The following is a 14,226-nucleotide window of genomic DNA, read 5'->3' as shown; positions in this document are numbered from 1 at the left end:
CTGATAGCGGCACTACACACTTAGGAGGTGATGGTATGTCGGAACTGGGCCGGCATTTGAAGGAGGCGCGTCTGCAAAAAGGGATGAGCCTTGATGATGTCCAGGAAGTAACAAAAATCCGCAAAAAATATTTAGAAGCCATCGAAGCGGGGGATTATAAGGTGCTGCCGGGAAGCTTTTACGTCCGGGCATTTATCAAAACCTATGCGGAAGCCGTGGATGTAAATCCCGACGAGCTGATGGAGGAACACGGCAACGTGCCTGCCGCTCCGGTAGAGACACCGATGGAAACGGTGATACAGAAGCGCAGCCGCAGACCAGAAACGGAACGGAATGCGAAATGGCTGCCTACAGTTCTGATGTGGACCTTTCCCGTGCTTATTATCGTAGTGATTTACATGTACGCTTCTTCCAATATGAACAAACCGGAACCAGACAAAGCCGAACCTGGCAATCTGACCACGGCTACACAGGATCCGTCGAAGGTTCAGCCTTCACCGACTGCTGTGGGAGGTGGCGTTGCGGCGCCTTCCGCTTCGGCAGATGCCGGTTCGGGCACAGCGACTCCTGAGGCGACAACAGCTCCATCGGCTTCACCATCTCCATCACCATCCCCATCCTCCCAGGAGGTTACGGTCACTCAGGACCGCAAATCGGGAAAAACGACGGTGTACAAGGTGTCAGCCCCTGCTGGAAGCGCCGTTCAGGTGCAGATCGCTGCGAGCGGGGTGAGCTGGCTTGAAGTCTACAAAGGCGAGAATTCCAAAGGAGAGAAGCTAAGCTTCGGCAATACTGCTGCCGGGGACAACTTGAGCTTCACGCTCGACAGTGAAGGAATGTACATCAAGTCCGGGTACTCCCCGGCTACGGAAATTACAGTCAATGGACAAGTAGTCACAGACGGCAAAACCTCATCCCGGCTTCTCCTGGAGCTGGATGATAGCTCAGCGTCCGGAGATACAACAGGAACACAGAACAGCGGTACTGAGGGAAGCCAGGACAATGTAACCAATCAGGAGAATACAAATCAGGAGAATTCAACTGCTGAATGATCATCTGATGTATAGACTTTGGCTTTTAGGAGAACCTATGACTGATTTACAGTTCTTACGCCAAAGTGAGGTGTATTCTCTCATGACCGCAAGCTGGATCGTAACAGGGCTTGGTATTATCGTCAGTCTCCTCGGATATTATCTGACACCAAGTGTCTGGGGTTATGGTATTCTGGGCTTTGGACTGGCACATATTCTGCTCGGGATTTTGGATATGTTCCGGGCCCCCTCACGCAGCAGGCAGTAGCGCGTCTCCCGATTCATTGAATCCGGGGAAGGGGGTTTCTGCCTTTACACAGAATGGCTCCACTTTGGTGGGGCTGTTTTGTATGTCGGGCTTTACCTGTCAAATTAGACTTAAGAGTTCCTTTCTCATATAATAGGAAAAGAATATTTGCTAACAAAGGAAGTGGATGAATTGAGTTCGGAAAGTTCATTTGATATCGTGTCCAAAATGGACATGCAGGAGTTGACCAATGCCGTTCACCAGACGGAGAAGGAGATCGATAACCGCTTCGACTTCAAGAACAGCAAGAGCAGTCTGAAGCTGGAGAAGGATGCGCTTATCATCGCTTCGGAGGACGAATACAAGCTGAATGCCGTCATCGATATTTTACAGTCGAAGATGGTCAAGCGCGGCATTACACTGAAGAATCTGGATTTCGGCAAGGTTGAGCCGGCTTCTCTGGGCACTGTGCGCCAGCGTCTGGGTCTTAAGCAGGGAATTGATCAGGAAAATGCCAAAAAAATCAACATTCTGATCCGTGATTCGAAGCTGAAAGTGAAGAGCCAAATCCAGGGGGACCAAATCCGCGTAACCGGCAAAAGCCGTGATGATCTGCAGCAGATTATCCAGATTCTGCGCAAAGCCGATTTGCCGCTGGATCTGCAGTTTAATAACTTAAAGTAAGATTTTCGTACCCCGCACTGCTTGCTGATTTCTCGCCTGCGGGGTGCTTTGTGTTTTTTTGACACCTACATAGGGCTATAATATACTTGCGTAAGCCGTTTTTTAGAAAATATAAAGAATTTATATTTCTCGTTGAAACGGGTACCTGAAAGCGATACGTTGTATCGCTGCTTCGGAAGCATAAGCTTTTATAAGGACGGCGCAGCCGTTTCAACTTGAATACTGGAATATCGGATTCGTATGGAACAAGGGAGGAACTTCTGTGAATTTGCCTAACCGCATTACGCTGGCACGTATTTGTCTTATCCCGATTATGATGTTTTTTTTGCTGGTGAATTTCAGCTTTTATCCGGAACCGATTCATTGGGGCTCGTTCCAGCTTTCCTTTAATCATCTGATCGCAGCGGTGATCTTTTTGCTTGCGGCCAGCACCGATGGCATTGACGGTTATATCGCCCGGAAGTACAACATGGTCACCAATCTGGGCAAGCTGCTCGACCCTCTTGCGGACAAGCTGCTGGTCTCGGCTGTGCTGATTTCCCTGGTGGAGCTGGGCAGATGTGACTCATGGATCGCAATCGTTATTATCAGCCGTGAGTTCGCAGTAACCGGACTGCGCCAGGTAGCGCTGCTCGAAGGAAAAGTGGTTGCTGCCAGCAAGTGGGGCAAGATAAAAACTGTTATTCAGATTGTTGCAATTTCCCTGCTGCTGCTGAATAACTTCCCGTTTCAATTCGTCAGCATTCCTGTAGATGATATTGCCATCTGGGCTGCAGCACTTGTTACTATCTATTCCGGCATTGACTATTTTGTAAAAAATAAAGATTTGCTGGAGCTTCATAATGCCTGACCGCTAAGACCAATATTACTTGTGTTACTCTACATCCAGGAGGAGAAAGCCAGCTATGAAAGCGGAAATTATTGCCGTTGGTACAGAACTTTTACTCGGACAGATCGTAAACAGCAATGCCCAGTTTCTATCCCTGGAGCTGGCGGCGCTTGGAATCGATGTGTTCTTTCAGACCGTCGTTGGGGATAACAGCAGCCGCCTTCAGCAGGCCATTGAAATAGCTCGCAGCCGTGCGGATGTCATTCTGTTCACCGGCGGGATTGGCCCCACAGAAGATGATCTTACCAAGGACGCGCTTGCCGCATCGCTGGGCCGCAGCCTGCATATTGATCAGCTTGCCATGGATCATGTCCAGCGTTTTTTTGATGAACGCAAGATTGTAATGACCGAAAATAACCGCAAACAGGCACTTATCATTGATGGAACCACACCGCTTCCGAACGAAACGGGTCTTGCTGTGGGCCTTGCGCTTGCAGACGGAGGCAAGTATTACATTGTACTTCCCGGTCCTCCGCGTGAGATGAAGCCTATGTTCACAGGCCAGGCCAAGCCTTGGCTGCAGCAGCATGCACTGACCGGCGAAATGCCGATTTATTCGAAGATGCTTAAGTTCGCCGGCATTGGAGAATCGCTTCTGGAGGATAAGCTGATTGATCTGATTAGGAATCAGAGTGATCCGACCATTGCTCCTTATGCCAAGGAGGGCGAGGTAACGGTCCGCATATCCACCAAAGCCCCTTCTGAACGGGAGGCCATGCAGAAGCTGGAGGTGCTGGAGAAAACCATTCAGGAGATCCTGCCGGAGCATATGTACGCTAATATCGATGTGCCTCTGGAACAGCTGATCGTCGATTGGATGGCGGATGCCGGATTGACTGTGAGTGCGGCGGAGAGCTGTACTGGCGGCCTGCTGATGGAGAGCATTACGAGTATTCCGGGCAGCGCCTCGATGTTTCTCGGAGGAATCGTATGCTATTCCAATGATATGAAGAAAAAGCTGCTGAATGTGCCGTCAGCCCTTCTGGAGGGGCCGGATGCGCCGGGCGCGGTAAGCCGGGAAGTGGCCGAGGTGCTGGCGGATCAGGTCAGAATGATTGCAGACAGTGATTTCGGGTTGTCGGTTACCGGTGTAGCCGGTCCGGGATATTCTGAACGCAAGCCAGTTGGGCTTGTGTTCGTTGGACTGGCGGAACGGGGCCGGCCTACCGAGGTCTATGAGCTCAATCTTAAGGGTACGCGGGAGAACATCCGTCTGCGGACCGTCAAGTCGCTTCTGTACCGTCTCTGGCGCAGACTGGAGGAGCGCAAGGTGGATACCCCGCTTGAAGGGTCAGCCTTGCAATAACCGTATTGCCCAGTATATAATTCAAGTATACGGAAGAACCGTGGCACTGAGATATCCTTGCTGCGGTTTTTTGTTATATTAATAGGCATGAACCTGCAGCCTTCCTTTGGAAGAAGGCACTGTCCGGCGTCCGGTGACCGAATATTCTGGGTTAGCACCAGATCCGGAAGGAGGCTTACAATAAAAGGGAGTATTCCCCCGCAGGACAAAAAAAACGAATGTATGTTCGAAAAAAAGCTTGGCAAGACCTCCAAAACACGTTATTATAGTACTATAAACAGTGAAGGAAGTGGTCTGATTGTCAGATCGTCGTGCGGCGCTTGATATGGCGCTTCGTCAAATAGAAAAACAATTCGGTAAAGGTTCGATCATGAAATTGGGAGAATCCAACCACATGAAGGTGGAAGTGGTACCTAGCGGATCTTTGGCACTTGATATTGCACTAGGTATAGGCGGACTTCCCAAAGGACGTATTATTGAAGTATATGGACCGGAATCTTCCGGTAAGACCACAGTTGCCTTGCATGCGATTGCAGAAGTGCAAAAGGTCGGCGGACAAGCTGCCTTTATCGATGCCGAGCATGCGCTTGATCCTAAATACGCTAACGCGCTTGGCGTTAACATCGATGAGCTGCTGCTGTCCCAGCCGGACACGGGCGAGCAGGCGCTGGAAATCGCTGAAGCACTTGTCCGCAGTGGTGCGGTCGACATTATCGTAGTGGACTCCGTGGCAGCATTGGTTCCGAAGGCAGAAATCGAAGGCGACATGGGCGATTCCCATGTAGGCTTGCAGGCCCGCCTGATGTCTCAGGCTTTGCGGAAGCTGTCGGGGGCAATCAACAAGTCGAATACTATTGCTATCTTCATCAACCAGCTTCGTGAGAAGATTGGTGTAATGTTCGGTAACCCGGAAACAACACCCGGCGGCCGGGCCTTGAAATTCTACTCTTCCGTGCGTCTGGATGTACGCCGCGTTGAGAGCATTAAGATGGGTAACGATGTGGTGGGTAACCGCACAAAGATCAAGGTCGTGAAGAACAAGGTAGCTCCTCCATTCAAGCAGGCTGATGTTGATATCATGTATGGTGAAGGGATCTCCAAAGAAGGAAGCCTTGTGGACATCGGTACTGAAATGGACATCGTCAACAAGAGCGGTGCCTGGTACTCTTATGAGGGTGAGCGTCTTGGACAAGGCCGTGAGAATTCCAAGCAGTTCCTGAAGGAACATCAGGATATTGCCCTGTTGATTGAGAATAAGATTCGTGAAGCAAGCAATCTGTCAACGATTGTGGCTGCGCCAACTGAATCTGAGGTGGCGGCTGAGCAAGAGGAAGAAGAAAAGCTGCTGCTTGAAATCGAATAACTTGATATTCAATCTTCTGAAATTGAATACTAGGTAAGATATCGAGCGCCCTGTGAATGATCTGACAGGGCGTTTTTTCGTAAAATGAACCAGACTTACAATAGCAATGAGGTGACAGCCATCATGGTAATACAATTAAATCCCGAACCCGAAGAGCAGGACGAGCAGATGCTGGCCGATTTTCCTGCGGATGAGCTGCTGGTGATTACGAAGGTGGAGCGCCAGAAGAAGTCCGACCACCGTTACATCATTCATTTTGGTGCGTATCAGATGACCGTTCATGAAGATGTCATGATTAAGTACCGGATGATTACCGGGAGCTCCTTCATGAAGTCCGATCTGGAGGAGATCGTTGTCGCTGATGAACGCCAGCGGGCTTATGTGGAGGGACTGCGGTATCTGGAGCGCAAGCCCCGGACATCCCAGGAGATGGCCCGCCGTTTACGGGACAAGGAAATAGGAGAGACTATTATTGCCGAAGTTCTGCTGCGCCTGCAGCAGGAGCGTCTGCTGGATGATCCCTTGTATGCCAAGCAATGGGCAGAGCAGCGTATTACGAACCAGCGCAAAGGCAAGCTGTGGATCCGCCAGGAGCTGCGCGAGAAGGGCATCGACAAGTCGCTGATTTCCGAGGCGCTGGAGAATATTACTCCCGAGCAGGAGCTGGAGAGCGCTTTGCAGACGGGAAGGAAGAAATGGAATCTGATCCGCGGCGATGTGAATGACAAGCGCAGGAAGACCGGCGCATTTCTCATGCGGCGGGGGTTTTCTGGGGATATGGTGCGTCAGGTGCTGAACATTTTACGCGAGGAAGAAGATTTTGAAGGCGAAGAAGAGGAGATTTACTTCCCTGACTGATTGTCTTGACTTTAATGCGGTTATCGACTCTCTTGACAATGTCTTTTTATAAATAATAAAATATAACATGAATCGGCCTAAATAAGAATCCTTTTTCCTTCCCAAAAAGCAGACTCTTATGGTGCGGTTCGCGTACAACTCATATGAAATGTAATCGCCGGATAAGGCGGGCAGTGTGCATGTGCAGCATGTGCAGTATGGCAATCGGTGTATTACCGGTTTTTTGTATGGTGATGAACGGATTAGTTTAACAACTGCACAAATTCCCAAGGCTTGTTCTTGGAGGAACCAACGAGGAGGTGAACAGAATGCATCCTGCAATCTGGGTCATAATCGTTCTCGTTGTAGCTGCATTATTCTTTGGATTCGGTTATTTTATTCGTAAATCCCTTGCAGAAGCTAAGATTTCCAGTGCTGAGAAGGAAGCCGTAGTCATCGTGGAGAACGCGAAGAAAGAGGCAGAAGCGCTGAAGAAGGAAACGGTACTTGAAGCTAAGGACGAAGTTCATAGAATCCGCACCGAAGCTGAGAAAGAAACTCGTGAGCGTCGGAATGAAATCCAACGGCAAGAGAGACGTTTGCTGCAAAAGGAAGAATCGCTGGATAAAAAAATGGAATCGCTCGAACGAAAAGAAGAACAAGTAGCTAACAAAGAGAAACGAATTGACGAAACACAGCAGCAAATTGATGTTATTTACAAGAATCAAGTCACTGAACTGGAACGCATCTCCAATTTGAGCATCGATGATGCCAGAAGTATCATTCTGAGCAATGTTGAGCAGGAAGTTCGCCACGAAACCGCACAGATGATCAAGGAAATTGAGCAGCAGGCCAAAGAAGAAGCGGACAAGAAGGCCCGTGAAATCATTACCTTGGCGATTCAGCGCTGCGCTGCTGATCATGTGGCGGAAACTACCGTGTCGGTCGTAACACTGCCTAATGAAGAGATGAAGGGCCGGATTATCGGCCGTGAAGGCCGCAACATTCGTGCACTGGAAACTCTCACTGGTATTGATCTCATCATTGATGATACGCCGGAAGCGGTTATTCTGTCAGGCTTTGATCCGATTCGCCGCGAAGTGGCCCGTACGGCACTTGAGAAGCTGGTAGCGGATGGACGTATCCATCCGGCCCGAATCGAGGAAATGGTAGAGAAGTCCCGTAAGGAAGTAGATGAACGAATCCGTGAATACGGCGAACAGGCTACCTTCGAGGTAGGCGTTCACGGATTGCATCCGGATCTGATCAAGATCCTGGGCCGTCTGAAATTCCGTACGAGCTATGGTCAAAACGTACTCAAGCACTCCATGGAGGTTGCTTATTTGACTGGACTGATGGCCGGTGAGCTTGGGGAAGACATCGTGCTTGCAAAACGCGCCGGACTGCTGCATGATATCGGCAAAGCGCTGGATCACGAAGTGGAAGGTTCGCACGTGGAAATCGGCGTCGAACTGGCGAAGAAATACAAGGAACATCCGGTGGTCATCAACAGTATCGCGTCCCATCATGGAGACTGCGAGGCTACCTCGGTTATCGCCATGCTGGTTGGAGCAGCCGATGCTTTGTCGGCCGCACGCCCTGGCGCCCGCCGCGAGACCCTGGAAACGTATATCAAGCGTCTGGAAAAGCTGGAGGAGATCTCCGAATCCTTCGAAGGCGTGGAGAAATCCTATGCCATTCAAGCGGGCCGTGAGGTTCGCGTGATGGTGCAGCCTGAGAAGATCGACGATGCCGAAGCTTTCCGTCTGGCCCGCGACATTACGAAGATGATCGAGAGTGAACTGGATTATCCGGGTCATATCAAGGTTACCGTAATCCGCGAGACACGGGCAGTAGAATACGCTAAATAACAAGGAAATCGGCCCCTCTGCGGGGCCTTTTTTCTTTCAGGAGGAGAACATCATTAAAGTTCTATTTATCGGAGACATTTGCGGGAATACCGGCAGAAAAGCGCTGCGCGAAATGCTGCCTACCCTAAAGGATAAATATCAGCCGCATGTGATTATCGTTAATGGAGAGAACGCCGCTGCCGGCAGAGGGATTACCTCAGCCATTGCCAATGAATTTTTCAATTGGGGTGTGCATGGCATTACGATGGGTAATCATACTTGGGACAACAAGGATATTTTTGAATTTATCGACGATGAGCCGAGGCTTATTCGTCCGGCTAATTTCCCTCCAGGCACGCCAGGCCGCGGTTACACAGTGATCAAAGCGAATGGCAAACAGCTCGCAATTGTCAATCTGCAGGGACGTACGTTTTTGCCGGCTATTGATGACCCGTTCCGTATTGGCGAAGAGATTGCCCAGGAGCTGCGACAGAAGCACAAATGTATCCTGGTTGATTTTCATGCTGAAGCTACTTCCGAAAAGATTGCCATGGGTTATTTCATGGATGGACTGGCTTCAATCGTGGTCGGGACGCATACCCATGTGCAGAGCAACGACGAAGTTATCCTGCCGGGAGGGACTGCATATTTGACCGATGCCGGGATGGTTGGTTCAAGAGAAGGGATTCTGGGTATGGAAAAGGATGCGGTACTGTATAAATTTACTACCCAGCTTCCGGCAAGATTTGTAGTGGATGAAGGGAAGTGGCAGCTGCATGGGTTGTTCGCAGAACTTGATGAAGCTACGGGTAAGGCGACACGTGTTGAGAAGATCCGGATGCGTGAAGGCGAATGGGTAATGAGCTAGTTTGGGTTCCAAGTAAATAGGTTTTTCGAGAATAATCGCTGGTTTTGGGTAAAGTGTGATATTTATTATATCGAGAAAGAGTATCTTTTGTCCTAATTTCTCCGGAATGGTCCGCAAAAAGAAGGAATTAATTCTTCTAACGCGAATAACATCTACAGTAGTGGAAGAACACCATCATTTTCCCAGGGGAGGTACTTACTATGGATGTATTAAAAGTATCAGCTAAATCCAATCCTAATTCCGTCGCCGGCGCGTTAGCAGGTGTTCTTCGTGAACGTGGATCGGCCGAGCTGCAAGCTATTGGAGCCGGAGCACTGAACCAAGCCGTCAAAGCAGTTGCCATTGCCCGGGGATTTGTCGCACCCAGCGGCGTCGATTTGATCTGCATTCCCGCTTTTACAGACATAGTGATCGATGGAGAGGATCGGACCGCGATTAAACTGATTGTAGAACCTAGATAATAGATAGCCATAAGTAGATTTTCGAAGTGAGTTTTGCGTGAAGTCCAATTGTTGGAGTCATCCCCGCAAAACTTTTGAATGAACCTGTTTACTCCAGTAAGCAGGTTTTTTGCTGTGCATATAGAAATTACTGGTTCCAAGTTGAGAGTTAAGTTATGGGAGCATAAGCTTAGTAATAGGCTATAAGCCCAAACGAAAGCGAGGTTTATGCAGTGGTGAGAAACAGGCAACGGAGAGTGGCGGATTTTCACTGTGATGTGCTTAGCAAGCTGCAGGCTTCACCGGATATAGATTTCAGGAATGACAGCCGGCTGGATGTGACCCTGGACCGTTTGCAGGCGGGGGGTGTCGAACTGCAGGTTTTTGCCGTCTATCTGTCTACCCGGCGGGAAAAGGCGGGCTTTGAGCGCATTCTGGGTCAAATCGAGTCGTTCCGCAATAAAGTAGCCGGTTCAGGAGGCCTGCAGTGGCTGCGCTGGAAGGAGGAGGCAGCAGAACAGATAAATACACCTACAGGCCGGGGAATGCTCTCCCTGGAAGGTGTGGACGGTCTGGAGGGCAATCTGTTCTATGCCCAGCTGTGCTTTGAACTGGGAGTACGGTTCATAGGCGTAACCTGGAATTATGCCAACTGGGCAGCGGACGGCGTGCTGGAGCAGCGGAACGGTGGTTTTACGGAACAGGGCCGGAAACTAATAGATTGGTGCAATGAGAGCGGAATGCTGCTGGATGTGTCGCATCTGGCGCCTGCCGGGTTCTGGGAGCTTGCGGAGCGGAGTGTGCGTCCCTTTATTGCCTCTCACTCCAATGCTGCTGCTGTGTGCGGACATCCGCGCAATCTGAGCGATGAGCAGATTCAGGCATTGATCGCAATGGACGGGCGGATCGGAGTGACATTTGTCCCCTGGTTTGTCCGGGATGGCGGGGAGGCGAAGGTTGAGGATGTCCTCCGGCATATTGAGCATATTTGTTCGCTCGGCGGCTCCGGGCAGATCATGTTCGGATCGGATTTTGACGGCATCGATTGCTGGGTGGAGGGCCTGGAGCATCCGGGAAAATATGCAGAGTTCGCCGAGCTGCTGCTCGCCCGTTACCCTGAAGATGCGGTGAAGAGCTGGCTTCACGGGAATGCCCTGTCTTTTCTCGCCAAAAATCTGCCATCCAAGACAATCCAACCGTAGCTGTGAATACCGGTCCCGCAAGTGGCGATTTTTTGACAATCCTGTTCCAATATCGTAAAATGTCGAAAAAAGCTCCCTCTATGTGAAGAGGGGCTTTTTATTTTCAGAGAAATAGATGTATAATGTTCAGTGGCTTGTACAGATACTAGAGAAAATACAAGGAGTGACATTACAATGAGCAAGACTGTATCCGTAGGTGTGTCGGCCCGGCATATTCACCTTACGCAGGAGCACGTAGAAGCATTGTTTGGCCCAGGCTATCAATTAACGGAGTTCAAACCGCTGTCCCAACCCGGACAATTTGCAGCAAATGAGCAAGTAGCCGTAATCGGCACCAAAGGAAAATTCGACAAGGTCAGAATTCTTGGACCTGTCCGTCCGCAATCGCAGCTGGAAGTATCCCGCACAGACGCATTCAGCCTCGGCGTGAAAGCCCCTGTCCGCGAATCCGGCCACATTGAAGGCACACCAGGCATTACGATCAAAGGACCTGCCGGCGAAGTTGAGCTGGAAACAGGCGTTATTGTGGCAGCACGCCACATCCACTTCCATACCTCTGAAGCTGAAGCCTGGGGTATCGCCGACAAGCAAATGCTGAAGGTACGCCTTGGCGGTGAACGTGGTCTGGTACTTGAGAACGTGATTGCACGTGTATCCGACAACTTTAAGCTCGACATGCATATCGACACCGACGAAGCCAACGCTGCAGGCGCCAACAATGGCGATACTGCTGAAATTGTGGATTAGTCTTTATTTTTTATAAGAAGGAAGAGAGCGGGGGAGCGATCCTCCGCTTTTTTTGCATATCATCAGCAAAGTACCTGAACCAGCTTCCATGCAAAAGCCTCGCGAAGCCGGGGAAATAACATTCTGATCACTGACAGTTGCCTAGCACATACATATTTTTGCCTCAATATGATGTTGTGGAGTCCACTATTGTAAGGAGGCAAGTGACGGATGCAGAAGAAAAATCTCAGAAGGTTGAAAGGTACATCTTCTTAAACAGGCACAGCGGCATGTACATGAATTTGAAGGTAGTACTAAACTGGCCGAAGCAGGCGCAGATCGGCATAACCATCGGTTCGCAGGTGTGACGGGGCAGGCAATCCGGGCAGGGAACAGCCATGTCCATGAAATTGATCTTAATAAAACCGATTTTTTGAACCATTTTCATAATCTGAAAAAGAGTAGAACCGGACCGGCTATTCCGGTTGGTAATGGCAAGCATGTACATTTTGTTACCGGTCTCACTACTGTAAATGATGGTCATCAGCATCAATTTAATTTTGCAACATTGATCCAAGCGCATCAGATCATTGTCCCGTCAGAGATTATACTGGCAAATGGACTGAATTGGGTTCAAAAAAAGTAGTCCCCTCGTTCTTTTATAAGGGAACTGCTTTTTTTTCTGGAAATCTCTTGGACAGGGCCCTTGAAATTTCAATCCCAGTTTGTAGGGTTATCTATTATGCGGATCTGTGGTATCATTATGTGTTATGACTTACAACTGCGCTATGTGGAGACGCAGGAATAAGCTGAATATGCTCGCACATGATCTGAAAATATATGTATTTAACATTAAGGAGACAACATGACTTTTAATGATTTGAATTTAATCCCGGCAATCCTCAAGGCGTTAAGCCAAGAAAATTATACATCCCCCACCCCCATTCAGGAGGAATCCATTCCAGCGGCTCTGGCTGGCCGGGATGTCCTTGGCTGCGCACAGACCGGTACGGGTAAAACAGCGGCTTTTTCGTTGCCGATTATTCAGCTGTTAAGCCAGCAGCCTTCCGTAACAGGCGGCAAACGCCGCATCCGCTCGCTGATTCTCACACCGACAAGAGAGCTTGCCCTGCAAATCTCGGAAAATATTCAGGCTTACAGTAAATTCACCAATATCCGTTCAACAGCTATTGTCGGCGGTGTGTCCCAAAAAGCTCAAGAGCGGGCATTAAGCCAGGGTACAGACATCCTGATTGCCACACCAGGACGGCTGATTGACCTGATTACCCAAAAGCATGTCGATTTGCAATATGTGCAGATCCTTGTGCTGGACGAAGCGGACCGCATGCTTGACATGGGTTTCATTCATGATGTAAAGCGGATAATCGCCAAAATGCCAAGCAAAAAGCAAACATTGTTCTTCTCGGCAACGATGCCGACAGAAATTTCAAATTTGATCAAAACGCTGCTGGTAAACCCGGTGAAGATCGAAATTACCCCGGTTTCCTCTACCGTGGACAGAATCGAACAATCAGTCTACCTGCTGGAGAACGGCAATAAGCAAAATCAATTGAACCGTCTGCTGCAGGACAAATCGATTGTGTCTGCACTGGTCTTCACCCGCACGAAACGGGGGGCTGACCGGGTGACCCGTGATTTGACCCGCATTAATATTACCGCTCAGGCGATACATGGGAACAAATCCCAGAATGACCGGCAAAATGCGCTGCGCAACTTCAAAAGCGGGGCCACCCGTGTACTCGTTGCCACGGACATAGCCGCGCGCGGGATTGATATTGATGAACTGTCGCATGTTATTAATTTCAACTTGCCGAACATTCCGGAGACCTATGTACACCGGATCGGCCGCACCGGCCGTGCCGGGATGAGCGGAATTGCCATTTCCTTATGCGAAGCAGAAGAGATTCCGTACCTGAAGGATATCCAGAAGCTGATCGGCAAGACGATACCGCAAGTGACAGACCACGCCTATCCGATGTCTCAAAGTACTCTGGCGCTGCTGAATGATCGTCCGGTCAAGTCACCGGCGAAACCGGCGGCAAAAGCGAAGTCCAATCCGGCCCGCAAGCCAAAGTCCGAGTGGTTCACGCAGGGCAACCGTCCGGGCAACAGCTCTGGCGGCGGAGCCAATAGCCGCGCGGGAAGCAGACCGGACGGGAAGCCGGCCCACCATGCTGGCGCAAGCTCTGGAAGTGCTCCCGCCAGTGGAGCAAGGTCTGGCGGAGCCGGTGCTAGCGGGAGACCAAGCGGAGGGAACGGCGGCGGAGCTGGTGCAGGCAGCCGCCCCGGCGGCAGCGCTAGCGGGAGAACGGGTGAACGGACAAGCGCCGGGCAGAACAGCAGATCTGCTGGCACCCAAGGCGGCAGACCGGGCAATAACTACAGCAGCCGCCCCAGCGGCAGACCTGCTGCCAAAGCCGGCAGATCACAGTAGCTGCGGCTAGATTTGTGGACTACAGCTTCCCTGGATGGGGGAGCTGTTTTTTGCTTTTTTGGGAGAGAAATTGCCGCAGGCGGCCCTATACGAGGAAATGAAAGGTAAAAATACCTCTGAATTCGCCGCAGGCGGGCCTATCGAGGAAATGAGAGGTAAAAATACCTCTGAATTCGCCACAGGCGGGCTATATGCGGAAATGAGAGGTAAAAATACCTCTGAATTCACCACAGGGATGGCGTAAAGTAAGTTGTGTACCAAAATTTGGAGCCTAGCAGGCAACAAAAAAGTAGGGTATTCTCGGGATTGCGAAACCACCAAGAAAGGA

Annotated in this window: 14 protein-coding genes and 1 pseudogene; all 15 read left to right on the top strand. The window is 50.2% G+C overall.

Annotated features, from left to right (window positions below; translation table 11 throughout):
- Positions 1–35: 35 nt before the first annotated feature.
- The 15 genes and pseudogenes from BLQ82_RS12145 (at position 36) to BLQ82_RS12075 (ending at position 14,142) form a co-directional block, all read left to right on the top strand.
- Positions 36–1,052, top strand: a complete 1,017-nt coding sequence (locus BLQ82_RS12145; RefSeq protein ID WP_062523304.1) for a RodZ domain-containing protein — start codon at positions 36–38, stop codon at positions 1,050–1,052.
- A gap of 82 nt (positions 1,053–1,134) precedes the next feature.
- A complete protein-coding gene (locus BLQ82_RS12140) occupies positions 1,135–1,299 on the top strand; it encodes a DUF4175 domain-containing protein (protein WP_143013428.1) in 165 nt (54 codons plus the stop codon).
- 171 nt (positions 1,300–1,470) lie between these two features.
- Entirely contained in the window at positions 1,471–1,962 is a 492-nt protein-coding gene (locus BLQ82_RS12135) for a YajQ family cyclic di-GMP-binding protein (protein ID WP_025704683.1), read from the top strand.
- A 262-nt stretch (positions 1,963–2,224) separates the two neighbouring features.
- Positions 2,225–2,812, top strand: a complete 588-nt coding sequence (pgsA, locus tag BLQ82_RS12130; protein WP_062523305.1) for a CDP-diacylglycerol--glycerol-3-phosphate 3-phosphatidyltransferase — start codon at positions 2,225–2,227, stop codon at positions 2,810–2,812.
- A gap of 55 nt (positions 2,813–2,867) precedes the next feature.
- Positions 2,868–4,157, top strand: a complete 1,290-nt coding sequence (locus BLQ82_RS12125; protein WP_062523306.1) for a competence/damage-inducible protein A — start codon at positions 2,868–2,870, stop codon at positions 4,155–4,157.
- A 298-nt stretch (positions 4,158–4,455) separates the two neighbouring features.
- Positions 4,456–5,520, top strand: a complete 1,065-nt coding sequence (recA, locus tag BLQ82_RS12120) for a recombinase RecA (protein ID WP_062523307.1) — start codon at positions 4,456–4,458, stop codon at positions 5,518–5,520.
- A gap of 123 nt (positions 5,521–5,643) precedes the next feature.
- On the top strand, positions 5,644–6,378 hold the full coding sequence (locus tag BLQ82_RS12115) for a regulatory protein RecX (protein ID WP_062523308.1): 735 nt from the start codon (positions 5,644–5,646) through the stop codon (positions 6,376–6,378).
- Positions 6,379–6,686: 308 nt separating this feature from the next.
- The gene (gene rny / locus BLQ82_RS12110) at positions 6,687–8,228 is read left to right on the top strand and encodes a ribonuclease Y (protein ID WP_020428001.1); all 1,542 of its coding nucleotides are present in this window, start codon (positions 6,687–6,689) and stop codon (positions 8,226–8,228) included.
- Between the two features lie 52 nt (positions 8,229–8,280).
- Complete coding sequence (locus BLQ82_RS12105; protein ID WP_062523309.1) at positions 8,281–9,075, top strand: TIGR00282 family metallophosphoesterase; 795 nt, start codon at positions 8,281–8,283, stop codon at positions 9,073–9,075.
- Between the two features lie 200 nt (positions 9,076–9,275).
- On the top strand, positions 9,276–9,536 hold the full coding sequence (locus tag BLQ82_RS12100) for a stage V sporulation protein S (protein WP_019910496.1): 261 nt from the start codon (positions 9,276–9,278) through the stop codon (positions 9,534–9,536).
- A 215-nt stretch (positions 9,537–9,751) separates the two neighbouring features.
- Entirely contained in the window at positions 9,752–10,717 is a 966-nt protein-coding gene (locus tag BLQ82_RS12095) for a dipeptidase (RefSeq protein WP_082722651.1), read from the top strand.
- A 174-nt stretch (positions 10,718–10,891) separates the two neighbouring features.
- The gene (pduL, locus tag BLQ82_RS12090) at positions 10,892–11,464 is read left to right on the top strand and encodes a phosphate propanoyltransferase (protein ID WP_062523311.1); all 573 of its coding nucleotides are present in this window, start codon (positions 10,892–10,894) and stop codon (positions 11,462–11,464) included.
- 256 nt (positions 11,465–11,720) lie between these two features.
- Positions 11,721–12,089, top strand: a pseudogene (locus BLQ82_RS12085) (YmaF family protein); the annotation flags it as partial.
- Positions 12,090–12,308: 219 nt separating this feature from the next.
- Positions 12,309–13,898 (top strand): DEAD/DEAH box helicase, encoded by a 1,590-nt coding sequence (locus BLQ82_RS12080; RefSeq protein ID WP_062523312.1) that lies wholly within the window; start codon positions 12,309–12,311, stop codon positions 13,896–13,898.
- A 58-nt stretch (positions 13,899–13,956) separates the two neighbouring features.
- Complete coding sequence (locus tag BLQ82_RS12075; RefSeq protein WP_157243797.1) at positions 13,957–14,142, top strand: hypothetical protein; 186 nt, start codon at positions 13,957–13,959, stop codon at positions 14,140–14,142.
- Positions 14,143–14,226 lie beyond the last annotated feature (84 nt).

Source organism: Paenibacillus jilunlii (assembly GCF_900102965.1).
Classification (GTDB): Bacteria; Bacillota; Bacilli; order Paenibacillales; family Paenibacillaceae; genus Paenibacillus_AQ; species Paenibacillus_AQ jilunlii.
Note: the sequence above shows the minus strand (reverse complement) of the source record. Positions and strands in the feature narration are given on the sequence as shown.

Coding starts and splice junctions, on each gene's coding strand:
- BLQ82_RS12115 (WP_062523308.1), top strand. CDS start 5,644: ATGGTAATACAATTAAATCCCGAACCCGAAGAGCAGGACGAGCAGATG.
- BLQ82_RS12145 (WP_062523304.1), top strand. CDS start 36: ATGTCGGAACTGGGCCGGCATTTGAAGGAGGCGCGTCTGCAAAAAGGG.
- rny (WP_020428001.1), top strand. CDS start 6,687: ATGCATCCTGCAATCTGGGTCATAATCGTTCTCGTTGTAGCTGCATTA.
- BLQ82_RS12140 (WP_143013428.1), top strand. CDS start 1,135: ATGACCGCAAGCTGGATCGTAACAGGGCTTGGTATTATCGTCAGTCTC.
- pduL (WP_062523311.1), top strand. CDS start 10,892: ATGAGCAAGACTGTATCCGTAGGTGTGTCGGCCCGGCATATTCACCTT.
- BLQ82_RS12125 (WP_062523306.1), top strand. CDS start 2,868: ATGAAAGCGGAAATTATTGCCGTTGGTACAGAACTTTTACTCGGACAG.
- BLQ82_RS12100 (WP_019910496.1), top strand. CDS start 9,276: ATGGATGTATTAAAAGTATCAGCTAAATCCAATCCTAATTCCGTCGCC.
- BLQ82_RS12080 (WP_062523312.1), top strand. CDS start 12,309: ATGACTTTTAATGATTTGAATTTAATCCCGGCAATCCTCAAGGCGTTA.